21 protein-coding genes are annotated in these 23,044 nt (G+C 72.9%); 13 read left to right on the top strand and 8 right to left on the bottom strand.

Features of this window, described 5'->3' with window-relative positions; all coding sequences use genetic code 11:
* Nucleotides 1-3 precede the first annotated feature (3 nt).
* Nucleotides 4-1,080 (top strand): redox-regulated ATPase YchF, encoded by a 1,077-nt coding sequence (gene ychF / locus ELQ40_RS12275; RefSeq protein ID WP_127793939.1) that lies wholly within the window; start codon nt 4-6, stop codon nt 1,078-1,080.
* Between the two features lie 164 nt (nt 1,081-1,244).
* Nucleotides 1,245-2,996: a substrate-binding domain-containing protein gene (locus tag ELQ40_RS12270; RefSeq protein WP_164863574.1), complete on the top strand. Its 1,752-nt coding sequence runs from the start codon at nt 1,245-1,247 to the stop codon at nt 2,994-2,996.
* A gap of 28 nt (nt 2,997-3,024) precedes the next feature.
* Here the strand turns inward: ELQ40_RS12270 and ELQ40_RS12265 are convergent, their stop codons facing one another.
* Nucleotides 3,025-3,681: a dihydrofolate reductase family protein gene (locus tag ELQ40_RS12265; protein ID WP_127793937.1), complete on the bottom strand. Its 657-nt coding sequence runs from the start codon at nt 3,679-3,681 to the stop codon at nt 3,025-3,027.
* 84 nt (nt 3,682-3,765) lie between these two features.
* Here ELQ40_RS12265 and ELQ40_RS12260 point away from each other — a divergent pair, with 84 nt between their 5' ends.
* Both ELQ40_RS12260 and ELQ40_RS12255 read left to right on the top strand, forming a co-directional pair.
* Nucleotides 3,766-4,263, top strand: coding sequence for a helix-turn-helix domain-containing protein (locus ELQ40_RS12260; RefSeq protein WP_127793936.1), 498 nt, complete (start codon nt 3,766-3,768; stop codon nt 4,261-4,263).
* Between the two features lie 22 nt (nt 4,264-4,285).
* Nucleotides 4,286-4,990 (top strand): hypothetical protein, encoded by a 705-nt coding sequence (locus ELQ40_RS12255; protein WP_127793935.1) that lies wholly within the window; start codon nt 4,286-4,288, stop codon nt 4,988-4,990.
* 78 nt (nt 4,991-5,068) lie between these two features.
* On the opposite strand, the gene aztD is transcribed toward ELQ40_RS12255, so the two are convergent.
* From aztD to aztB, 4 genes are all read right to left on the bottom strand, one after another.
* Entirely contained in the window at nt 5,069-6,271 is a 1,203-nt protein-coding gene (aztD, locus tag ELQ40_RS12250) for a zinc metallochaperone AztD (protein ID WP_127793934.1), read from the bottom strand.
* A gap of 71 nt (nt 6,272-6,342) precedes the next feature.
* On the bottom strand, nt 6,343-7,272 hold the full coding sequence (gene aztC, locus ELQ40_RS12245) for a zinc ABC transporter substrate-binding protein AztC (protein ID WP_127793933.1): 930 nt from the start codon (nt 7,270-7,272) through the stop codon (nt 6,343-6,345).
* Nucleotides 7,269-8,501, bottom strand: coding sequence for an ABC transporter (locus ELQ40_RS12240; RefSeq protein WP_127793932.1), 1,233 nt, complete (start codon nt 8,499-8,501; stop codon nt 7,269-7,271). The genes aztC and ELQ40_RS12240 overlap by 4 nt, the downstream gene beginning before the upstream one ends.
* Before the next feature lie 62 nt (nt 8,502-8,563).
* Entirely contained in the window at nt 8,564-9,448 is an 885-nt protein-coding gene (gene aztB, locus ELQ40_RS12235; RefSeq protein WP_127793931.1) for a zinc ABC transporter permease AztB, read from the bottom strand.
* A 54-nt stretch (nt 9,449-9,502) separates the two neighbouring features.
* Between aztB and ELQ40_RS12230 the strand changes: the two genes are divergently transcribed.
* The 3 genes from ELQ40_RS12230 to ELQ40_RS12220 all read left to right on the top strand — a co-directional run bounded on the left by ELQ40_RS12230 (nt 9,503) and on the right by ELQ40_RS12220 (nt 12,391).
* Nucleotides 9,503-10,159, top strand: coding sequence for a metal ABC transporter ATP-binding protein (locus ELQ40_RS12230; protein WP_127793930.1), 657 nt, complete (start codon nt 9,503-9,505; stop codon nt 10,157-10,159).
* Between the two features lie 89 nt (nt 10,160-10,248).
* Nucleotides 10,249-10,824, top strand: a complete 576-nt coding sequence (locus ELQ40_RS12225) for an RNA polymerase sigma factor (protein ID WP_240665785.1) — start codon at nt 10,249-10,251, stop codon at nt 10,822-10,824.
* 88 nt (nt 10,825-10,912) lie between these two features.
* Nucleotides 10,913-12,391: a hypothetical protein gene (locus tag ELQ40_RS12220; protein WP_127793929.1), complete on the top strand. Its 1,479-nt coding sequence runs from the start codon at nt 10,913-10,915 to the stop codon at nt 12,389-12,391.
* A gap of 18 nt (nt 12,392-12,409) precedes the next feature.
* Here ELQ40_RS12220 and ELQ40_RS12215 read toward each other — a convergent pair whose 3' ends face one another.
* The gene (locus tag ELQ40_RS12215) at nt 12,410-13,006 is read right to left on the bottom strand and encodes a 1-acyl-sn-glycerol-3-phosphate acyltransferase (protein WP_127793928.1); all 597 of its coding nucleotides are present in this window, start codon (nt 13,004-13,006) and stop codon (nt 12,410-12,412) included.
* 177 nt (nt 13,007-13,183) lie between these two features.
* Between ELQ40_RS12215 and ELQ40_RS12210 the strand changes: the two genes are divergently transcribed.
* Nucleotides 13,184-14,911, top strand: a complete 1,728-nt coding sequence (locus ELQ40_RS12210) for a cell wall-binding repeat-containing protein (RefSeq protein WP_127793927.1) — start codon at nt 13,184-13,186, stop codon at nt 14,909-14,911.
* Between the two features lie 27 nt (nt 14,912-14,938).
* Nucleotides 14,939-15,814, top strand: a complete 876-nt coding sequence (locus tag ELQ40_RS12205; protein ID WP_127793926.1) for a DNA-formamidopyrimidine glycosylase family protein — start codon at nt 14,939-14,941, stop codon at nt 15,812-15,814.
* 4 nt (nt 15,815-15,818) lie between these two features.
* Here the strand turns inward: ELQ40_RS12205 and ELQ40_RS12200 are convergent, their stop codons facing one another.
* The gene (locus ELQ40_RS12200; protein WP_127793925.1) at nt 15,819-17,777 is read right to left on the bottom strand and encodes an anthranilate synthase family protein; all 1,959 of its coding nucleotides are present in this window, start codon (nt 17,775-17,777) and stop codon (nt 15,819-15,821) included.
* Between the two features lie 257 nt (nt 17,778-18,034).
* On the opposite strand from ELQ40_RS12200, the gene ELQ40_RS12195 reads away from it, so the two are divergent.
* The 3 genes from ELQ40_RS12195 (at nt 18,035) to ELQ40_RS12185 (ending at nt 20,568) form a co-directional block, all read left to right on the top strand.
* The gene (locus tag ELQ40_RS12195) at nt 18,035-18,850 is read left to right on the top strand and encodes a Pr6Pr family membrane protein (RefSeq protein WP_127793924.1); all 816 of its coding nucleotides are present in this window, start codon (nt 18,035-18,037) and stop codon (nt 18,848-18,850) included.
* Between the two features lie 66 nt (nt 18,851-18,916).
* The gene (locus ELQ40_RS12190; RefSeq protein ID WP_127793923.1) at nt 18,917-19,777 is read left to right on the top strand and encodes an Fpg/Nei family DNA glycosylase; all 861 of its coding nucleotides are present in this window, start codon (nt 18,917-18,919) and stop codon (nt 19,775-19,777) included.
* On the top strand, nt 19,774-20,568 hold the full coding sequence (locus tag ELQ40_RS12185; RefSeq protein WP_127793922.1) for a putative protein N(5)-glutamine methyltransferase: 795 nt from the start codon (nt 19,774-19,776) through the stop codon (nt 20,566-20,568). The genes ELQ40_RS12190 and ELQ40_RS12185 overlap by 4 nt, the downstream gene beginning before the upstream one ends.
* Here ELQ40_RS12185 and ELQ40_RS12180 read toward each other — a convergent pair.
* Nucleotides 20,565-21,569 carry a DMT family transporter gene (locus ELQ40_RS12180; protein ID WP_255424728.1) on the bottom strand — a complete coding sequence of 335 codons (1,005 nt, stop codon included), beginning with the start codon at nt 21,567-21,569 and terminating at the stop codon, nt 20,565-20,567. The genes ELQ40_RS12185 and ELQ40_RS12180 overlap by 4 nt on opposite strands.
* 55 nt (nt 21,570-21,624) lie before the next feature.
* On the opposite strand from ELQ40_RS12180, the gene ELQ40_RS12175 reads away from it, so the two are divergent.
* Nucleotides 21,625-23,034 (top strand): PLP-dependent aminotransferase family protein, encoded by a 1,410-nt coding sequence (locus tag ELQ40_RS12175; RefSeq protein ID WP_127793920.1) that lies wholly within the window; start codon nt 21,625-21,627, stop codon nt 23,032-23,034.
* Nucleotides 23,035-23,044: the final 10 nt, after the last annotated feature.

Raw genomic sequence — 23,044 nt, 5'->3', positions numbered from 1 at the left:
CCCGTGGCACTCACCATCGGAATCGTCGGTCTCCCGAACGTCGGCAAGTCGACCCTCTTCAACGCGCTGACCAAGAACCAGGTGCTCGCCGCGAACTACCCGTTCGCGACGATCGAGCCCAACATCGGCGTGGTCAACCTGCCCGACCCTCGGCTCGAGACGCTTGCGGGGATCTTCGGCTCGGAGCGCATCCTGCCGGCGACCGTGTCGTTCGTCGACATCGCCGGCATCGTGCGCGGCGCGAGCGAGGGCGAGGGCCTCGGCAACAAGTTCCTCGCGAACATCCGCGAGGCCGACGCGATCGCCCAGGTGGTGCGCGGCTTCGAGGACTCCGACGTCGTGCACGTCGACGGCGCCGTGGACCCGAAGTCGGACATGGAGACGATCAACACCGAGCTGATCCTCGCCGACCTCGAGACGCTCGAGCGCGCGATCGTGCGCTACGAGAAGGAGGTCAAGGGCCGCAAGCTCGACCCGCAGGTGCTCGCCACCGCGAAGGAGGCGCAGGAGCTCCTGCAGGCGGGCACGCCGCTGTCGGCCGCGTCGAAGCTCGACCTGGCGCCGATCCGCGAGCTCGGCCTGCTCACGTCGAAGCCGTTCATCTACGTCTTCAACGTCGACGAGCAGGTGCTGACGGATGCCTCGAAGAAGGCGGAACTCGCGGCGCTCGTCGCGCCGGCCGAGGCCGTCTTCCTGGACGCGAAGATCGAGTCCGAGCTCATCGACCTGGACCCCGCCGACGCCGCCGAGCTGCTCGCGTCGACCGGCCAGGAGGAGTCCGGCCTCGACCAGCTCGCGCGCATCGGCTTCGCCACGCTCGGGCTGCAGACGTACCTCACCGCCGGCCCCAAGGAGTCGCGCGCCTGGACGATCCCGCAGGGCGCCAAGGCGCCGCAGGCGGCGGGCGTCATCCACACCGACTTCGAGCGCGGTTTCATCAAGGCCGAGGTCATCTCGTTCGACGATCTCGTCGAGACCGGCTCGGTCGTCGAGGCCCGGGCGAAGGGCAAGGCCCGCATGGAGGGCAAGGACTACGTCATGCAGGACGGCGACGTGGTGGAGTTCCGCTTCAACGTGTGATCCCGGTGGCCCCGCCTGACACTGGGCGCCTCGTCGCAGGCCCTGTGGACGAACGGCGCAGGGAGCCCGCGATCTGCCGTATGATTCGACGCGGCCCCGACCCCCAGGGGCGTTCTCGAGAAGCGATGGTGCTCGCCGTCGCTCCCGACCTCCCTGGAGTCCACATGGGACGGCACAGCACCCCCGCACCCGAGCCGAAGTACCTCCCCACCCGGCGTGAGCGCACCCGCCCCGGCATCCGCGTGCCGAAGTCGCGGCGCGGTCTGCTCCTCGCCGTCATCGCGGGCGGCGTCGCCGTCGCCGTCGTCGGAACGCTCGGCTTCGTGTGGATCGGCAGCAACGCCTCGTCCGACGGGGCGGTCGCCTCGAGCGACTCGTGCGAGGGCGTCGAGCCGCTCGTGGTCGTCGTCGACCCCTCGATCGGCAGCGCGGTCGCAGACATCTCCGAGCGGCTCGCCGAGAACCCCGACGTCGACGACTGCCTCGCGGTCGACGTCGTCACGCAGGCCTCGGCGGATGCGGTCGCGTCGATCGCGGCACGGACGTTCGAGGGCGACGCCTGGATCCCCGGATCGGGCGTGTGGGTCAACCGGCTGTCCTCCCTCGCGTCGTCGATGGGGCAGACCGTTCCGGAGCTCGACAACCGCGGCTCGGTCGCGGTCTCCCCGGTCGTGCTCGGCGTGCCGCGCCAGCACGCCGAAGCCGTCGAGGCTGAGCCGATCACCTGGGCGAGGGTGCGCGATCGGCAGTTGCCGACGATCATGCCGGACCCGCAGGCCTCGGCCGGCAGCATCGCCGGTCTCTACGCGGTCCGGTCCGTGTCGTCGGAGGCCGACCCGCGTCAGTTCGCCGGCGCCATGATGTCGCTGGGCCGGCAGATCCCCGGATCGACGGAGGCGGCCATCGCGACGTCGCTCACGTCGTCGACCCCGACGGCGGTGATCCTCAGCGAGGTCGAGATCGCGGAGCACAACCTCGACAACCCCGAAGACCAGCTGGTCGCCGAGTACCCGTCCGACGGCACCGTCGTCCTCGAGTACCCGCTCGTCGCGATGCCGCTCGACGAGGACGAGCAGGCCCGCGGTTGGCTCCTCGACGAGTTCGAGCGCGTGCTGCGCGCGAGCGCGCAGCCGATGCTCGACGCGGGGCTGCGTCGCCCCGACGGTTCGGGTTCGCTCGCGATCACCGGCATCAGCACTGAGGTGCCGTACACCGACACCGCGCTCGAGACGGTGCTCAAGACCCAGGAGATCGGTTCCGCGCAGCTCGACATCCTGCGGCTGTGGGGCATCATGACGCTGCGTTCGCGGATGCTCGCGGTGATCGACGTGTCGGGGTCGATGGAGGAGCCCGCGGCGAACGGGCTGCGCCGCATCGACGTGTTCCAGCAGGCCGCGGGCGGGGCGATGAGCCAGTTCTCGGGTGAGGTCGAACTCGGCGTGTGGATCTTCTCGACGGCTCGCAACGGCGACCTCGACTACGAGGACATGGCGCCGATCGCGCCGCTGGCCGACGGGGCGCACCTGGCGAACATCCACGCGATCGTCGGGTCGCTGCACCAGCGCCTCGGCGGCGCGACGGGGCTGTACGACACGACGCTCGCTGCGGTGCAGCGGGTGCGCGAGGGGTACGACCCCGAGATGGTCAACTCCGTGCTGCTGATCACCGACGGCAAGAACGAGGACGAGAACGGCATGGACCTGCCGACCCTGCTCGCCAAGCTCGGCGAGCAGAACGACCCGCTCAAGCCGGTCCCGGTGATCATGGTCGGGTTCGGACCCGACACCGACCTGGCCGCCATGCAGCAGATCGCCACGGCCACCGGCGGTGCCGCCTACTCCGCCGCGAAGCCGGAAGACCTCGGCGCGGTGCTCGTCGACGCCCTCTACCAGCGAGGCTGCCGCCCCGACTGCTGACGCGGCGAACGCCTCAGCGGCTGACGCGTCAGCGGCTGAAGACGAGGTGCACGACGCCGCTCGGCGACGCGACGGCCTCGATCGAGTACTGCTGCTCGAGGCCCTCGAGCCCGTCCCAGAGGCGGACACCGCGGCCGAGGAGGATCGGCACCTGCACCACGTGGAGCACGTCGACGAGTCCTGCCGCGAGGAAGTCGCGCACCATCGACGGGCCCCCGCCGATCCGCACGTCGAGATCGCCCGCCGCCTCGCGGGCGAGGGCCAGCGCCTCGGCCGGCAGGGCGTCGACGAAGTGGAACACCGTGCCGCCCTCCATCTCGATGGACGGGCGCGGGTGGTGCGTGAGTACGAACACGGGCGTGTGGAACGGGGGATTCTCGCCCCACCAGCCGCGCCATTCGTCGTCGGTGCCGAGCCCCTCCCAGGGACCGGTGCGGTAGTCGAACTTGCCGCGGCCCATGATCTCGGCGCCGACGCCCACGTCGTGCAGGGTCGCGAAGGCGTGGTCGACGCCGCTGCCGCCGGACCCGGTGCCGAACATCGCGCCGCCGAACCGGGTCGCGAACATCCATTCGTGGAGCCGTTCGCCGGCGTGGCCGAACGGAGCCTCGAACGTGATGCCCTCGCCCGTGCCGAATCCGTCGAGCGAGATGGAGAGGTTCTGGACGACGACCTGCTGCGACATGGTTCCTCCGTGTTCGGTGGTCTCGGATCGGATGCCGCGAACGTATCGCTACTGATTGCGAATTGCAACCACTAGACTGACGGCATGGAACGCCAGCCCCGCTCCGGATGCGCGATCAACCGCGCCGTCGAAGCCCTCGGAGACCCGTGGTCGATGCTGGTGCTTCGCGACATGATGTTCGGCGACCGCCGGCACTTCCGCGAGCTGCTCGCCGGCTCCGAGGAGGGCATCGCGAGCAACATCCTCGCCGAGCGCCTCCGCCGGCTCGTCGACGCGGGCCTGCTCGTCCGCGCCGAGGCGCGTCGCGGTCAGCGGGCGGCGTACACGCTCACCGAGTCCGGCATCCAGACGCTCCCGGTGCTCGTGGCGCTGGGAAACTGGGGGCTCGCGCACCGCGAGGGCGACCCGCGGTTGCGCGTGCGCGCCGAGCTCCTGCGGGACGGCGGACCCGCCCTGGTCGACGCGATGATGGACGAGCTCCGCGAGCGGCATCTCGGTGTCGCGCGGCCCGATCCCGACGCCCCGAGACCGAGCGAACTGCTGCGGCAGGCATACGAGCGGGCGGTCGGCGACGCCGCGTAGTCCTGACCCATATGCTCACCCTGTGGACCCGAACACCGCGCGCGCAGTGCTGCGCCTTCCTCCCGGCGTGCGGCCGACCCCGCAGCAGATCGACGATGCGTTCCGCGCCGAGCTCTGGGCGCGGCATCCCGCCCGATACCCGGATCCGGCCGGCCGGGCCGAGGCCGAGGCATGGGGCAGCACCCTGGCATCCGCGCGCGTCGCGTTGATCGCGGAATCGGAGGGGCGCGGCGGACCCGGGGCTTCCGCAGGCACGGGGCGGCGTCGACCGTCGCGCGGCGTCGTGATCGGCATCGTGGCCGGCGCCGTCGCGTTCGCGCTGCTGCTCGTCGCGGTCGGACTCGGCGCCGCGCGGGTGGCCGAGGTCATCTCCGAGCGGATGCTCGCGCAGTCGGAGGCCGCCGTCGAGCGGTGGCAGTCCGGTGAGACGTTGTTCACCTTCCCGGCGGCGATCGAGTGGTACGGGGACGATCGGATGGCCGATCAATGCCCCGACAAGTACCTCAACGGCTGCTGGCAGTCGGCGTTGTTCACCGAGGCCGATTGCGACGCCCTGATGGTGACCGTCGCGTTCGCGAGGGACGAGGGCGCCGTCGAGCCGGACTGGACCCGGAGGGAGTTCCTGCACGACGTCGTCGGTTACGAGCCGACTCCACTGATCTACGGCGATGACGAGGCCGGATGGAGTTGGATCGACGACGTCCAGTGCCTGGACACGCCCGCGTGATGCCGCACGCGACGACCGGCGGATACCGCCCAGAGGGGCATCCGCCGGCCGCCGACTTGCGCGTGCGGAACCGGTCGATCAGCCCAGCGCGACCGCGATCTCGTTGGGGGTGTGGTCGAGCTCGACCGACGTCACGATCTCACCGGTCGTGAGGTCCACCGCGTGCACCGAGTTCGCGGCGGGTTCGGTGACGTACGCGATGTCGCCGTTCACCTTGATCGCCGGGTGCGCCTCCTGCCACTCGGCCGGCCCCTCCCAGGCGCCGATGACCGGGAACGACTCGGTGAGTTCGCCCGTCTCGGGGTCGAGCACGTGGATCCGCCCGTCCGCCGAGAGGATGTAGGCCAGGTCGCCAGGGCCGCGCGCGACGTCACGGAAGGTGTACTGCACCTCGTCGGGGAGGTCCACCACCTGGAACGTCTCCGCCGCGGTGTCGATGATCGCGACGGCGTTCAGCAGGTAGCCCTCGGCGTCGGGGTCGTTCTGGTAGTCCCCGACGACGAGCGGGCTGTCCTCCGAGGTCCACGCGCTGCCCATCCGACCGACCGGGTCGGGCGCCGCGAGCTTCACGTACTCGCCGTCCTTGAACAACAGCGCACCGTTCTCGCAACCGAACACGACGACCTCATCGGCCGCGGTTCCCTCGCCGTGGATGCCGGGGCACTCGGCGCTCGAGGCGACCTCGTCCCAGTGGTCGTCGTGCGCGTGCAGCGCGGCAGAGCCGGACCGCGATTCCTCGGTGCCGATCGTGGTCACCAGCGTGTGGTCCTCGAGCACGATCGACACGCCGTGGTGGGGCGAGTCGGCCTCGTAGGTCGTGACCTCGGGCATCTCGTCGTAGCCGTCGGCGAAGGCGTCGCTGTGGAGGATCGTGGTCGTGCCGGTGGCGTCGTCGAACAGCACCGTGTGCCCGTGATGGGTCACGACGTGCCCCGCGCCGGCCGCCTCGAACACGATGTCGGTCAGCGCGGGCTCCGCGGTGTCGAGCATCTGGAAGCCCTCGGAGGTGGTGACGGAGATGGTGCGGCCGTCGCCGAAGTCGTTCACGCGCGTGAACTCCTCGGACGGCAGCTCGGCGAGCACCTCGAGCGTCTCGCCGTCGAGCACGGCGACGCCGCCCTCGTAGGAGACGGCGACACGGCCCTCGGCCGTCGTCGCCGAGGCGCTCGGCTCGGCAGTCGGCTCGGATCCGCCGCCTGCCGGACTCGCGCACGCGGTCGCGACCAGCGCAGTGCCGGTCACGACGGCGGCCGCTGCGGCCAGTCGGATTCGTCGTTGCATGGTTTCCCTTTCCTTGGATCGCCTCCTCATGAGGCGGATGATCCGGTCACCGCGGATGCCGAGGCATCCGCTCACCGGGTGAGGCCCTGCGCGATGCGCTCGGTGTTGGCGCGCATCATGTCGAGATAGGTGTCGGCGCCCTCACCGGGGGCGGTGAGCGATTCGGTGAACAGCCCGACCACGTCGACGTCGATGCCGGCCTCGCTCGCGAGCACCTGCACCAGGCGGTCGGGCTGCGAGGACTCGGCGAAGATCGTCGGCACGCCGGCCGCCTCGATGGCGGACGCGAGGTCGCGCAGGTCGGCGGCGCTGGGGGCGGCGAGCGTGGTGCCGCCGGGGATCACCGCGCCGATCACCTCGAAGTCGAAGCGCTCGGCGAGGTATCCGAACACGTGGTGGTTCGTCACCAGCGCGCGACGTTCGGCAGGGATCGCGGCGAACGCGTCGATCATCTCGGCGTCGAGGGTCTCGAGGTCGGCGAGGTACGCGGCGGTCTGCGCCCGGACGGCCTCGGCATCGACCCCGGGAATCTCGACGAGTTCGGCCTCGAGCGCTTCGACCACGTCGACCACGCGTGCCGGATCGGTCCAGAAGTGCGGGTCGGCTGCCCCGGAGTCGTCGCCGTCGGCATAGTCGAGCACCTCGATGCGGTCGCCGGCGACGAAGGTCGGGACGCCGGCGTCGACCGCGCGGTCGACATGCTGCTGCACGCCCTCCTCGAGGCCGAGTCCGTTCGAGACGACGAGGTCGGCGCGCTCCATGAGCGCGGCATCCCTGGCGGAGATCTCGAACGAGTGCGGGTCGGCGTTCGGCTTCATGAGCGTCGTGACCTCGGCCTGGTCGCCGACCACCTGCTCGACGATGTCGCCGAGGATGTTGGTGGTGACGACGACCTGCGGGGTGTCGTCGGCGCCGCCGGCCGAGCACGCGGCCGAGACGGCGAGCACGGTTGCTGCGAGCGCGACGCCGCCGCCGAGCCTCGCCCGCTTCGTGCGAGTCATCGGCCCACCTCCGTGAAGAACACCGGAGCGGCCGGCGTCTCGAGCGTGCGGGCGACGCGGGCACCGTCGGCGTAGTCGATCTCGAGCACCACGCCCCCGGCGGCATCGTTGACGTAGGCGCGCTGGCCGTCGACGACGAGCGAGACGGATGCCGCGGAGGCATCCACCAGCGGCTCGGTCGCGGCGAGTTCGGCCCCGGTCTCGGCCGAGTACACGCGCACGCGGCCTTCCTGGTCGACGGCGACGACGTGCCCGTCGGCGTCGTCGACCGCGGTGACGCGGGCCAGCGGCGAGGTCGTCTCGACGAGCTGCCACCCGCGGTCGCGGGTGTCGAGCAGCCAGAAGCCGCGCGCGCCCGCGATCGCGGCCACCGTCGGCCGGGTCCTGCGTCCGTCGAACGCGGTGGCCCGGTCGTCGCCGGTGACCGGGCCGAACTCGGCCGGGTAGGGGATCGTCTCGAAGGACGGTTCGTCGCCGGTGTCCTCGGACCTCGCGAGCACCGCACCCGCTGCGCATCCGACGACGACGCCGACCGTCGTGGCGATCGTGCCCGCCGGGTCGGCGCAGTCGGCGGACGCGTCGGTCGGCACTCCGTCGGCCGTATGGAAGACGAGGCGGCCGCCGGCGAGGTCGCTCACGATCGCGCCGTCGCCGAGCGGCGCGACGATGCCGGTGTCGTCGTCACCGTCGAGGCGGAACCGCTCGACGATCTCACCGTCGGCGAGGGCGGCGTTGTCGAGGAGGACCGCCTCGCCCGAGCCCGCGAAGAAGACGCCGGTCGCCCCCGCGGTCGAGAGCGATCCGGTGGCGACCGTCGCTTCGCCCTCGCCCGGCAGCGTGCCGATCGTGCGAGGCTCGGCGAGGGAGTAGTGGAAGTGGTCGCCGTGGTCCCACGACCACCTTCCGCTGTCGAGGATCTCGAGGCCGTCGTCGGTCGTGACGAAGGCGTAGCGGCCGTCACTCGCGAGCGCGAGCGGCGCACCGATCGCATCGAGCTCGGCCGTGGAGTCGTCGAGCAGGTCGAGCAGCGCAGCCGCCCCGTCGTCGTCGACCGCCAACAGCGCGAGCTGCGGTTCGGCGACCTCCCGGGCGCCGTCGACCCGGCCGTGGTCGGCAGGGTCCGACTCCGCGGTCGGCCCGTCGGCTCGGGTGGAGTCGGTTGCGCACGCGGTGAGGTTGACGACGGCTACGGCGGCAACGAGGGCGATGAGTGGACGGAAGCGATGCATGAGGTCTTTCTCGGTGGGGCGGAGGAGCGCGGCGGACATCGAGGGGATCTGCGATACGGGGGTCAGGTGGCGTTCGTCGCGGCGGCCGGCGCTTCGACCGCCTCGGCCGGGTGCGGGGAGCGCCTCCGAACCGATCCGGTGAGGAGCGATCGGCCCGCCGACGATGCGACGGCGAGCAGGATGGCCGCGCCCGAGATCGAGGCGCCCGCGGCCGTGCCCAGATGCCAGGAGGCGAGCAGGCCGATCCCGACGGCCAGCACGCCGACGGCCGCGGCCAACGACATGGTCGCCGGGATGCGTGCGGTCCATGCTCGGGCCGCGACCGCCGGTGCGAGCAGGAGTCCCACGACGAGCAGCGTGCCCACGGCCTGGAACGACGCGACCACGGCGAGCGTCACGAGGCCGACGAGCGCGACCTGGGCGCGCTCGGGGTGCAGGCCCAGGGTCGTCGCGATCCGCGGGTCGAACGCGGCGGCGACGAACGAGCGGTGGAACCATGCCGCGGTGCCGATGGTCACGGCGACCGCGATCAGGAGCACGAGCAGGTCGGTGCCGTCGATGGCGAGGATGTCGCCGAAGAGCAGGGCCGTGGCATCCGTCGCGAAGCTCCGCGAGTGCGACACGATGATCACGCCGAGCGACAGCATCGCGACGAACAGCAGGCCGATGCTCGTGTCGTACGAGAGGCGACCGCGCCGCTGCAGGACGCCGATCGCGGTGCTCATCGCGACGGCGCTGACGGCGGCGCCGAGCAGCAGGGGAAGGCCGAGCACGGTGGCGAGCGCCACGCCGGGCAGCATCCCGTGCCCGATCGCCTCGCCGAGGAAGGCCATGCCGCGGATGACGACCCACGTGCCGACGACCCCGCAGATCACGGCGACGAGCGCGCCGCCGAGGAGGGCGCGCCCGAAGAACTCGGTGGTGAAGGGATCGGTCAACCAGGGCACGTCGAGCGAGCATAGCGAGAGTGAGAACCATTATCAATTTGGTAGGATGGGCCTGTGAACGGCTCCACCCCCGAACCCGCCCTGCTCGCGCGCTCCCTCTGCTTCGCCTATCGCGACGCCGACGCGGTCCACGACGTCGACCTCGAGGTCGGATTCGGCGAGATCGTCGCGATCGCCGGGCCGAACGGTTCGGGCAAGTCCACGCTCATCGAACTGCTCGCCGGAGTCCGCCGCCCCAGGCGCGGGAGCATCGAGCGCAACGGCTCGCTCGCCCTCGTCGTCCAACGGCCGATCGCACCGGACGCGCTTCCGGTGACGGTCGCCGACGTCGTGGCGATCGGCACCTGGTCGACGACCGACCGGATGCCCCGTGCGACGGTGCGCGACGCGATCGCCGAGGCCATCGAACGGGTGGGGATGTCGGACCACGCTGCCCGGCCGCTCACGGCGCTCTCGGGTGGGCAGCGGCAACGCACGTTCCTCGCGCAGGGCATCGTGGGCAGGCCCGGCATCCTGCTGCTCGACGAACCGGCCGCCGGACTCGATCGGGCGAGCGTCGAGCGCACTCGGCGGATCCTGGCGGAGGAGGCGGCCCGCGGTGCCGCCGTCGTGTGCGTCACCCACGACGAATGGGCGATCGCGGAGGCCGACCGCGTGGTCCGGATGGAGCACGGCTGCGTCGTCGCGCAAGACACCCGGTCGGCGGCCTGAGATCGCGCGAACCGCAGGAGGACCGGCTCGCCCGCAGTGCGACCCGAACGCACGTGCAAGACTCGCGGATGTCGCGACACAGACCTGTTGTGACGACCGCCATCGACGCCGCCGACGCCGGCGAGACCAGGGGAGCGCAGATGCCCGATGAGTCCGCCGAACCCGGCGCCTCGCCCGACGACCTCGCCTGGTTCACGCTCGTCGCGCGCGAGCACTCGACCGCGCTGGTCAGGTACTTCGCGCGCCGCGGTCCCAGGCAGGACGCCGAGGACCTCGCCGCCGACGTGTTCGCGACGGCGTGGCGCCGGCGCGACGACGTGCCGCGCGAGGCGGTCCTGCCGTGGCTCTACCGGACCGCCGGGTTCGTGCTCGCCAACCACCGCCGCAAGCTCGGCGACGTGCCCGTCGAGCACCTGCCCGATTCCGAGAGCGGGCGGGTCGCCGACGATCCCGAACTCAGCGCGCTGTTCGACGACGAGCTGCGCGGCGCGCTCGCGAGCGTCGGCGAACGCGACCGGCGCATCCTGCTGCTGCACGCGTGGGAGGGCCTGGACGGTGCCGAGCTCGCCACCGTCCTCGGCATCTCCCGGTCCGGGGCGGATGCCGCGCTCTCGCGAGCGCGCAAGCGCCTCCGCGAGGCGTGGGGCGAACGCCTGACGTTCTGATCGGATGCCCGCGGCCCGTGCTGTCGCTGCAAGATCGGCGGCGCCCGGCACACAGACGAGTTGACGCCGAAGGACGAGGACGGACGAGATGAACGACCAGCGCGAACCACAGGACCGGCCCGATGCGCAGCACGACCGGGACGCCGATCCCGTCGAGCGCCTGCGCGACGCCGACCCGGCCGCAGGACTCGAGGCAGCCGACGGATTCGCCGACCGGGTGATCGAGCGGGCCGAGCGCGATGACACCGGCGTCGAGTCGGACTCGGCCGGCGACGACCCGGCCGGCGCCGCACCGGCGGATGCCGGGGCATCCGCCCCGATCGCCGACCTCGCCGATGCCCGTGGACGTCGCCGTCGGCGCTGGATGCCCGTGGTCGCGGCGGCCGCCGTCGCGGTCGTCGTCGGCGCGCTCGGCTACGGCATCGGCGCGGCGACTGCAGGCCCACGGGTCGTCGACAGCGCCGCGCTCCCGCCCGTCGCGCTGGACGGCGCACCGGAGATCGCCGTCGCACCGAAGGGTTCGGCGTTCGACGCCCGGATGTCGGCGGAGTCGATGGCCGGGTTCTCGCCGTACGGCATGGGACGCAACACCTTCCGCGCGTCCGGCCTCTCGGAGGAGTCGGGCACGGCGGCGGCTTACGGGTACGACGCCCGCGTGGCGACGGCCGACACCGTAGGCGCGCTCGCCGCGCACCTCGGTGTCGACGGGACGCCGGAGGTGCAGAACGGCGCGTGGCTCGTCGGCCCGCAGGACGGGTCGGCACCGACGCTGTACGTCTCGCTCGACGGGTTGGCGAGCTTCTCGTTCAGCGACCCGGCGCTCAGTCCGTGGGCGTGCGGCGTCTCGGTCATGCCGGTCGTGCCCGAAGGCTCGGTCGGGGAGAGCGGAGCGGCCGAACCCGACGTCAGGTCGTGCGAGCCGCACGGCCCCGTCCCCGACGAGGCGACGGCGATCGACGCGCTGCGGACGCTCATCGCCGCCACCGGCCGCGACGCCGACGCATTCGAATACACGTCGGAGACCTACGACGGCGCGGTCTCGCGTTCCGCCCAGGCATGGCCGCTCGTCGATGGACAGCGCCTCGACCAGTCGTGGTACGTCGAGGTGGGCCCGGGCGGGCTGTTCAGCGCGTCTGGCGTGCTCGCCGAGCCGATTCCGCTCGGTGACTATCCCGTCGTGAGCGAGCAGGCCGCGTTCGAGCGGCTCTCGGATCCGCGGTTCGGGCCGTCGATCACCGCCATGCCGTTCGCCGCCCGTGAGTCCGTCGTGCTCGACGCGGTCGAGGCGCCCGCCGCCGACGGTGCGGCATCCGATGCGGTCGCACCCGACGCTCCCGAGGTCTGGACGCCCCCCACCGAGGCGCCCGCGCCCCCGGCCCCGGGCACGGCGGTCTCCTGGGCCGTGAACGACGTCGAGATCGTCGAGGCGGTGCTCGGCGTCGGCACGCACTGGCAGCCCGACGGGACGGTGCTGATCGTGCCGACCTACGTCTTCACCGACGCCGACGGCGGCACCTGGTCGGTCATCGCCGTCGCCGACGACCGGCTCGACTTCAGCGGGGAGTGATCGACCGGCGGGCGGCTGCTACTCGTCGCCCGCCGCGCCGCCCGACCAGACGGTCTCATCGCGCAGTCGGGGCTCGGTGCGGAACTCTGGCCGGAAGCCGGCCTTGTCGGCGTAGAACGCGCGGATCCGATCCATGTCGGCGACCACGTCGCCGGTGAGGTCGATCGTCGGGCCGAGCCCGGTCGTCATGGTCGTGCGGTCGACGAAGCCCAGGGTCACGGGCAGGCCGGCCTCCCGGGCGATGCGGTAGAACCCCGACTTCCAGTACTCGTTCGAGCCGCGGGTGCCGTCGGGGGTCACGACCAGCCCGAACACCTCGCCGTCCCGGATGCGGTCGACGACCTCGCCCACGACGCGGCCGGGGTCGCTCCGGTCGACCGGGATGCCGCCGAGCGCGCGCATGATCGGGCCGCGCCAGCCGGCGAACAGGCTCTTCTTGCCGAGCCAGCGCACGTCGATCCCGAGACGCCAGGCGATGCCGAGCATGAGCACGAAATCCCAGTTCGACGTGTGCGGTGCGCCGATCAGGATGGTCGGGCGGGTCGGCGCGGACTCGCCGGTGAGCGTCCACCGGCTGCAGGCCCAGTAGACGCGGGAGACGAGACCTCGAAGCATCCGGCAACCGTACGACACGCCGGATGCATCGACGCGCATACATCGGCCGGCCCAGGGCCGCGACGGCACACGCGGGCAACCGGTGCCGCTGCGGGTGGCCCCGGGCGCCACGCGCCCCTACACTGCGAACAGTGCGGGGGACTCGGGGGAGGGCGCTCGCGCGGGAGGGGGTCCCACATGCGCTCCGTCGTCGGATCATCGGCAGCAGTACTGGTCGCGCTCCTCGTCGGCGGCGTCGGATGGCAGCCGGCCTCGGCCGCCGAGCTGATGCCACATGCAGTCGGGATGCTCGCGGCCGACTCGACCGAGGAGACGCCGGTGACGCCCGACCGGCCGGAGTCGGGCCCGGCGGCGCCGGGACCGACGACGCCCGCGCCGTCGCCGGCTCCCGCGACGTCGGAGCCGACGCCGGACCCGGCGGCGCCGGACCCGGCGACGCCGGTTCCGACGACACACCCGCCGACGCCGATCCCGACGCCGCCCGGGTCGAGTGAGGCACCCCCATCGGAGACCGACTCCGGTTCCGACGCCGTTCCGTCCGAATCCCTGCTCGACTCGCCGATGGCACTCAGCAGCGCGACCCCGTTCCCGCCGGGTGCGCACCGCATCGGAGGGGTCGACCGCGTCGAGACCTCGGTCCTGATCTCCGAGCGCTTCCCACCTGGGGTCGGCACGGTCTACGTGGCGACGGCGGCGAAATTCCCGGACGCGCTGTCCGCATCGGCGGCGGCGGCTCGAGCCGGAGGCCCGGTCCTCCTCACCTGGCCCGATGCCGTCCCGGAATCGGTACTCGATGAGATCGTCCGCCTCGCGCCCGCTCGCATCGTCGTCGCGGGATCCGAGGCGTCGATCTCCGCCGCGGTCGTCGACCAGCTCACGGGACTCGCCGGAGCGGTCGTGCGCCTCGGCGGAGCGGACCGCTTCCTCACCTCGGAATTGATCGTGCAGGACGGATTCGAGACCGCGACGGAGGTGTTTCTCGCGACCGGCCAGAATTGGCCCGATGCCGTTGCGGCATCGGCTGCAGCCGGGTCCCGCGGCGTTCCGGTCCTCCTCGTCGACGGCCTCGCGACGGGGCTCCGCCCCGAGACCGTCCAGGCACTGCGAGCGCTCGGGGCCGGAACGGTTCGGATCGCCGGGAGCGTCGCGTCGGTGAGTGCGGGTATCGAGTGGCAGCTGATCGGGGAGGGATTCGCGGTGATGCGCCACGAAGGCGTCGACCGCTACCACACCGCCGTCGCGATCAACGAGGCCACCTTCGGTTCGCCGCCGCCATCCACCTTCCTCGCGACCGGTGAGAACTTCCCCGACGCGTTGACGGGTGCTGCGCTGGCAGGGGGGCTCGGCTCCCCGATGTTCCTCACGCGCACCGCGTGCGTTCCGGAGATCGTCAGGATCGCGATGAACGCCCTCGGATCCGGAAGTCGGGTGGTCCTCGGCAGCGCGGCTTCCGTCAGCGACGCCGCCGCGGCAGGGACCGCGTGCCCGCCGCCCTGGACGAAGCCGGCGGAGGGTCGGATCACGGACGGCTTCGGCCCGAGGCCCCCGATCTGCACGCCGGGAGGGTGCACGAACTCGTTCCACCGTGGAACCGACCTCGGAACCGGGTGCTGGGCCCCGATCTACGCGGCCACCAGCGGGCGCGTGATCACCGCGAGGGCCGTCGGCACGTACGGCAACTACATCCGCATCGATCACGGTCGGATCGACACGGCGTACGCCCATCTCGCCGATGGCGGGACCCTGGTGGCCGTCGGCCAGGACGTCGCGACCGGGCAGCAGATCGGGTGGTCGGGCGCCACCGGGGCAGCCACCGGATGCCACCTGCACTTCGAGGTCTGGGACGACGGGGTCCAGATCGATCCGGTGCCGTTCATGGCGGCCCAGGGGGTGCCGCTGGGCTGATGCAGAGGGATGTGCAAGGCTGACGGCATGCCGGAATCACCGGAGGTGCAGGCGCTCGCCGACGAACTCGGTGCACGGCTGGCAGGTCGCGCACTCGCCGGAGTCGACGTGCTCGAGTTCCGCACGACGAAGACCAGATCCCGCCCGCCCTCGTCGCTCGCCGGCCGGGCCGTTGCGCAGGTGACGCGCCACGGCAAACTGATCGACCTCGGGTTCGGCGACGCCGGCCACGTGGTCGTGTCGCTCGGACGGCACGGCTGGGCGAGGTGGGCGGGGGACGACGCCACCGCGACGACCGAGCCCGGCGGAGCCGGGGACGGCGCCGAAGCGAGTGAGCCGCCCGCGCTCGTGGAGCTCGCCTTCGACGGCGCGCCGCCGATCGAGTTGACGGATGCCGGAACCTGGGTGTCGCTCGGCCTGTTCGTCGTCGACGACCCGGTCGAGGTCCCGGCCGTGGCCAAGCTCGGCCCCGATCCGGCCGATCCCGGGTTCTCGCGCGACGCGTTCGACCGGGCCGTCACCGGCCGCCGCAAGCAGGTGAAGGCGGTGCTCCAAGAGCAGGAGTCGCTCGCGGGCATCGGCAACGCGTACTCCGACGAGATCCTGCACCGGGCGAGGGTGTCGCCGGTCGTGCATGCCGCGTCGCTCGACGCCGACGCCCTCGGGCGGCTGTACGACGCGACGACCGGCGTCGTGCGCGAGGCGATCGAGGCGCGCCGGGGCGTGCCGATCGCGGGGCTGAAGGCGGCCAAGGTCGCTGCGATGCGGGTGCACGGCCGTGCGGGCGAGGTGTGCCCGGTGTGCGGCGACGTGATCCGCGACTTCTCGTTCGCGAGCACGACGGCGCAGTACTGCCCCACCTGCCAGACCGGCGGCGAGCTCCTGCCGGTGAAGGGCGAGTAGGGCGCTACGCCGCGGGCTGCTCCCGAGCGCGCTCGGCGGCCGCCCCGGCGAGCAGTTCCGCCGTCAGCCGGTCGAGCGTCGCCAGGCCGTCGACCGACAGCACCGACTCGAGGTGGCCCTGCACCGAGGCGACGCCCGGACCTCGCAGGGCGTGCACCGCGCCGGTGTCGTCGGCCGCGATCTCGAGCCCGAGCTCCGGCGTCGTGGCACGGCCGCCGGACACGGCCGTGAACGTGTTGTAGAACCCGACGCGGGCGTCGTGCCCGAAGACGTCGACGCTGCGCTGCACCCCCTGTTGCGGTGCCGGCAGCGGTGCGAGGTCGAGGCCGGCGAGGCCCGCGAGGATCTGGTGGCTGAAGCAGACCGCGAGCAGCGGGCGTCCCGACCCCGCCCGCGTGACGATGAGCTCGCGCAACCGGGCGACCCGTGGATCGTCGATCGCCCGGGGGTCGCCGGGGCCTGGGCCGAAGACGACGAGGTCGGCATCGGCGTCGGGAGCGGCGTCCGCCCACCCGACGATGCGAGCGTCGATGCCGAGGTGGCGCAGTTGATGCGTCAGCATCGTCGTGAAGTCGTCGTGCGCGTCGACCACGAGCGCGGTCGCGCGCGGCGGTCGTGCCCCGCCCTGCGGGGTCCGCCAGAACGCGGCGAGCGACGCGTTCCGATCGGCCAGCAGCGGATGCGCGGACGCATCAGCAGCGTCGGATGCCTCGGGCTCGCCGGCCGGGGCATCCGCCCCGGCGGCCGCGGGAGCATCGGCGGCCGCACCGGCGCGAGGCAGCGCGCCGATCGCCGAGAGGATGCCCGCGGCCTTGGCATGCGTCTCGGCGACCTCGTCGGCGGGAGTCGAGTGGCGGACGAGCGTCGCGCCGACCGGAACCCGGACCCGCCCCGAATCGTCGACGTACGCGGTGCGGATCAGGATCGGGGCGTCGAGGTCGTACCCCGACGCGGTCGGTGTGAACCGCGCGAGCACGGCGCCGTAATAGCCGCGCGGGGTCGTCTCATGCCTGGCGATCACCGTGCACGCATTGCCCATGGGCGAGCCGGTCACGGTCGGTGCGAACATCGTGCGGCGCAGCACCTCACGCGGGTCGAGCGCGCTGCGGCCCTCGAGCAGGTACTCGGTGTGCGTGAGCCGCGACATCCGCTTCAGGAACGGACCACGGATGCGTCCGCCGTCCGGGCAGACCGCGCTCATCATCTTGAGCTCCTCGTCGACGACCATGACGAGCTCCTCGCGCTCCTTGACGTCGGCGAGGAAGCCGTCGAGCGCCGCAGCGTCGGGCGGCCCGTCGACGTGGCGGAACGTCCCGCTGATCGGGTTCATCGACACCACGCCGTCGATCGAGCTCACGTGCCGCTCGGGCGTCGCCCCCACCGCGGCGAGCCCGGGCGTGACGATCGCGAAGGTCCAGTACGCGCCGCGTTCGTGCTCGAGCAGTGCACGGAGCCAGGCGAGCGCGGCGGCGCCGGGAGCGGCATCCGTCGATGCGGTGAACTCGCGGCGGATCACGAAGTTCGCGCCCTCGCCGCGCCCGATCTCGTCGTCGATCACGCCGCGCACGATCGCGGCGTAGTCGTCGTCGGAGACGTCGACGCCGAGACCGGCCACGGCGGGGGAGCGCGCGGGCAGCGCATCGACGGCGGCGTCGAGATCGACCCGCTCGCTCGCACGGACCACGAGGCAGCGCAGCGGCGCCCCGTCGTCGAGCGCGTCGAAACCCCGCTCGCGGACCTGCCGGAACGGCACGAGGGCGAGGACCTCCGCGCCGTCGAGCGGGATGTCGGCGAGCCGGTCGACGTCGACGACGTCGCCCGCGAGCACATCCACGAACGGATCGCGTTCGCGCCGGATCAGGGCGTAGGCGGATGCCCCGCCGTCGAGCACGTGCGTCAGCAGCGGGTGCGCCGGGCGCGGAACCGAGGTGCCGGCGCGGGCGCCGGGGGAGTGCGTGGTCATGTCGTCTCCGGGGTCGGACCCTCGGGAGTCGCCGCTGAGACGAGACGACCGCCCTCGGGCGGTCGTCGAGCGTCGAGTCGCTGCGGTCCGCCTAGGAGGCGGGCCACCAGGAACGGGTCGACGCGGTCTGCATGCACGGCAGCGTAACCCATGCGACCCGCACGCGGTCAAGTCGCTAGCATGGGGTCGCCCGGCTGACGGGCCGTCGGCCCCGCCGGCGACGATCGCCCGCGGGGGAGGGCCGACGAGGAGATCCGATGAGCGTTGCCCCGCCGACCGAACTCCCGCTCGCCATCGATCGGGAGCCCGCGCCGCACCCCGGTTCGGCGACCGAACTCCCGCTCGCCGAAGGGTTGCCTGCGCCGCACCCGCGTTCGGAACCGCCGGCGCTGCACGAACCCCGCGAGGTCGACCGGGCGGCGTTCACCTGGCGGATCGTCATCGTCGCCACGCTCGTCGCCGGACTCGCGAGCGGCGGCCACGGTCTGCACCTCTTCACCGCCCAGGTCGGCGTGATCGCGATCGGCTACTTCGCCGCTGCGATGTACCTCGCCGTCGCGCGGGGCGATGCCGGCGCACCCGCTCCCCGCCTGCGTGGCGCGGTGGTGTTCTGGCTGCTGACCGCGATGCTCGTCGGCCACCTCGTCGAGGGGCACGGCGACCACCTGCCGATGGGCCTGCTCGACGCCGCGACGCCAGCGGAACTGCTCGCGAACCGGTCGGTGTTCCTGCTGCAGTACGTCGCGCCGGTGCTCGTGCTGCTCGACCTGGTGCTCTTCCGGCCCCACGGCGTGGCCCGCTTCCGCGACATCCCGCTGTGGCTCGTGCTCCCTGCCGGGTCCGTCGCCGTCACCGTGGCTCGCGCCGAACTGCTGCCCGGTGCGCCGGACCCGTACCCGTACGCGATCCTCGACCCGGCCGGGGTCGGCTACGGCACGGTCCTGGTGCAGGTGCTCCTGCTCGGCGTGTGCGCAGCCGCGCTCGCCGCGGCCGTCATCGGCCTCGACCGGCTGCTCGGTCGGATGCCCGACCGCCGGCTCGACCGCACGACGCGGCCCGCGGAAGCCGGCTGAGCGGAGGCCGCAGCCCTCCCGCCGGGAATCGGGGCGGATGTCGCCGCGCGGGTGCAGGATGGAGGCGTGCCCGAACTGCCTGAGGTCGAGGCGCTCGTCCGCTTCCTGCGCGAGCGAGCGGTCGGCCATGCCGTGGCATCCGCCCGGCTGGCGTCGATCTCGGCGCTGAAGACGTTCGACCCGCCCCTGCACGCGATCGAGGGTGCCACGATCATCGAGGCGAACCGGCACGGCAAGTTCGTCGACCTGTCGACCGGCGAGGCGCACCTGGTGTTCCACCTCGCGCGCGCCGGCTGGCTGCGCTGGTACGACGAGGTGCCGAAGACGCCGGTGAAGCCCGCGAAGTCGCCGCTCGCACTGCGGGTGCGTCTCGACGACGGTTCCGGGTTCGACCTCACCGAGGCCGGCACGAAGAAGTCGCTCGCGGTCTACGTCGTCCGCGACCCCGCGGAGATCCCGGGGATCGCCCGGCTCGGACCCGACCCGACTGCGCCCGGGTTCGGCGAGTCCGACTTCGCGGCGGTGCTCGCCGGTCGCCGCACGCGCATCAAGGGCGTGCTGCGCGACCAGTCGGTGTTCGCCGGCATCGGCAACGCGTACTCCGACGAGATCCTGCACGCCGCGCGCATGTCGCCGTACGCGCTCGCCGCGAACCTCTCGGGCGATGACGTCGCGCGGCTGTACCGGGCCATGCGCGACACGCTCGCCGAGGCCGTCGACGAGGCATCCGGTCGCCCACCGGCTGAGCTGAAGGATGCCAAGCGGCGCGGCATGCTGGTGCACGGACGCACCGGTCAACCGTGCCCGGTGTGCGGCGACGGCGTGCGCCAGGTCGAGTTCACCGACTCGACGTTCCAGTACTGCCCCACCTGCCAGACCGGCGGCAAGGTGCTCGCCGATCGCGTGCTGTCGCGGCTGGTCAAGTGAGCGACGGCGTACCCGCCGACCCGTTGGTCGCGCGCCTTCGCGCCGCGGGATGCGTGTTCGCGGAGGAGGAGGCGCAGCTGCTGCGCGAAGCGGCACCGGATGCCTCCTCGCTCGAGGCGCTCGTCGCCCGCAGGGTCGCGGGCGAACCGCTCGAGCCCCTGCTCGGCTGGGTGGCCTTCGCCGGTCTCCGGCTGGAGGTGGCGCCCGGGGTGTTCGTGCCGCGGCGTCGATCCGAGGCGCTGGCGGCCGAGGCGGTCCGGCTCGCCGCGCGGATGCATCCGGCCCCGGTCGTCGTCGACCTGTGCTGCGGGATCGGCGCGATCGGCGCGGCCGTCGCCGCGTCGGCCCCGGTCGCCCGGCTCGTCGGGGCGGATGTCGACCCGGTCGCGGTCGCGGTCGCCGACCGGAACCTCGCGCGGTTCGGCGGGCGGGCTGCGGCGGGCGACCTCTACGAGGCGTTGCCGGCGGACCTGGTCGGCACCGTCGGCGTGCTCGTGGTGAACGCGCCGTACGTGCCGACTGCGGAGGTCGCCCTGATGCCCCGCGAGGCCAGGGAGTACGAGCCGATGCACACCCTCGACGGCGGTGCGGACGGGCTCGACCTGCATCGTCGGGTCGCGGCCGACGCCCTCCGCTGGCTCCGCCCCGGCGGGCACTTGCTCATCGAGACGAGCGCGGCACAGGCGGAGTCGACCGCGAAGATCGTGCGCGACGGCGGGATGGACGCGCGGATCGGCGCCGACGACGACCTCGGCGGCACGTACGTCGTGGGCAGGCGACCGGTCGGCTAACCGCCGCCTCGGCGATGCGGATGCGTTCGCGCACGCGGTCGTGCGTGCCGGCGCGGGCTCGTGCGGGCCGGGCGGTTCCGCGTTCGGACCGCGACGAGGGCGCATGCGACGACGGTCACGCCGCCGAGCACGGTCGGCCAGCCGAGCGGCTCGCGCAGGAGGAGCGCGGCCCACGCGATGGTCATGACGGGCTGGGCGAGCTGCACCTGGCTCACCTGGGCGAGCGGGCCGATCGCGAGTCCCCGGTACCAGGCGACGAAACCGAGGAACATGCTGACCACGCCGAGGTAGGCGAACGCCAGCCATTCGACCATCGTGCCGGACGGCAGGTGCTCGAGCGCCGCGATCGCCGTCAGCGCGAGCATCACGGGTGCTGCGACGACGAGCGCCCACGAGATGGTCTGCCAGGAACCGAGTTCGCGCGCCAGGAGCCCGCCCTCGGCGTAGGCGATCGCGCAGACGACGACGGCGGCGAAGAGCAGGGCGTCGGCGGCGAACATCGCGCCGGCATCGTCCGTCGTCGTCCCGCCTGCGGAGCTGTGCTGCACGGTCGCGAACACGACGGCGGCGACGGCACCGGCGATCGCCGCCGCCCAGAACGCTCGGCCGGGTCGCTCGCCCGTTCGGAGCACGGACACCACTGCGGTGGTCGCGGGCAGCAGGGCGATCACGACCGCGGCGTGCCCGGCGGGCGCCTGCGTCAGCGCGAAGGAGGTCAGCAGCGGGAATCCGGCGACCGCGCCGCCCGCGACGACCGCGACTCGGAGCCACTGCCGGCCGCGGGGGCGGCGTTGGCGGGTCAGGGCGAGCGCCGTGGCGCCGAGCAGGGCGGCGATCACGGCGCGGCCGCCGCCGACGAACATCGGCGACAGGCGGTCGGACTCCACGGCGATCCGGGTCATCGGGATGGTGAGGGAGAACGCGAGGACGCCGAGGAGACCCCATGCGAGGCCGACACCGGTCGTATCGGCGCGAGGCCCGCGGGGGCGAGCTGGTTCCAGGCGCTCGGAGGAAAGCGGAGGGGGAATTGGGGCGATAGCGCTACTCTGATCCTTCATGAATCACGGTAGCAGTGATCGGGTCGCCGACGACCTCCGCACTTGGATCGCCGCAGCGGCGCCCGGCGCGCGACTGCCGTCGACGCGCGAGCTGACCGTTCGTCATGCGGTGAGCCCGGTGACCGTGCAGCGCGCGCTGCGCGCGCTCAGCGCCGAGGGACTCGTCGAGACCCGGCCGGGCGTCGGTGCCTTCGTCCGCGCGCCACGCACCGTTCGCGCCCACGACTACTCCTGGCAGACGGCCGCGCTGGGCGCCGCAGGCCCGGCGCGCTCGGCCGCGTCCGCCGCGCTCCGCACGCCGTCCGCCGAGCTGATCTCGCTGCATTCGGGATACCCGGACCGCGAACTCCTGCCGGAGCGGGCGGTGCGGGCGGCGCTCGCCCGAGCGGCCAGGGGCGATGCGGCGCTCGTGCGCACGCCGTCGGCCGGCCTGCTCGAGCTGCGCACCTGGTTCGCCGCGGAACTCGCCGAGCAGACGCCGGCGCGGTACACGGCGCCGTCGGCGCGCGACGTGATCGTGCTGCCGGGCAGCCAGCTCGGTCTCGGCGCCGCGTTCCGCAGCATCGCGGGTCCGGGCGGGTCGCTGCTCGTCGAATCGCCGACGTACTGGGGTGCGATCCTCGCCGCCGCGCAGGTCGGCGTCTCGCTCGTGCCGGTGCCGACCGGCCCCGCCGGACCCGACCTCGTCGCCCTCGACCGCGCCTTCACCGAGACCGGCGCGCGCGGCTTCTACGCGCAGCCGACGTATGCGAACCCCACCGGCGCGCAGTGGAGCCAGGCGCACGGGGAGGCCGTGCTCGACCTCGTCCGGGCCCACGGCGCCTTCCTCGTCGAGGACGACTGGGCGCACGACTTCGGCATCACCACGCACGCCGCACCGCTCGCCGCCCGCGACGACGGCGGGCACGTCGTCTACCTGCGATCGTTGACCAAGAGCGTGTCTCCCGCGATCCGCGTCGCCGCGCTCGTGGCACGCGGGCCGGTGCACGAGCGGCTCCTCGCCGACCTGGAGGCGCAGTCGATGTACGTCAGCGGCGCGCTCCAGGCCGCCGCGCTCGACGTCGTCACCCAGCCCGCCTGGCAGTCCCACCTGCGTGGCCTCGCCCGCCGACTCCGCGCACGACGCGACCTCCTCGTCGACGCCGTCACCGCGCACCTGCCCGGGGCGACGATCGAGGCCGTCCCTCCGGGCGGGCTCAACCTCTGGGTGCGCCTGCCCGACGGCACTGACCTCGCGCGCCTGATCCGCGACGCCGAGGCCCGCGGCGTCGTCGTCGCCTCGGGCGACGACTGGTTCCCCGCCGAGCCCACCGGTCGCTACCTCCGTCTCAACTTCGCAGGCCCCGACCCGGGCGCGTTCGGCCGGGCGGCCGAGCTGCTGGCGGAGGCGATGGGGGAGCAGGGATGACTCGAGGGCG

The sequence above is a fragment of the Agromyces sp. LHK192 genome (assembly GCF_004006235.1).
Taxonomy (GTDB): domain Bacteria; phylum Actinomycetota; class Actinomycetes; order Actinomycetales; family Microbacteriaceae; genus Agromyces.
This window is presented reverse-complemented; position numbering and strand designations above follow the sequence as displayed.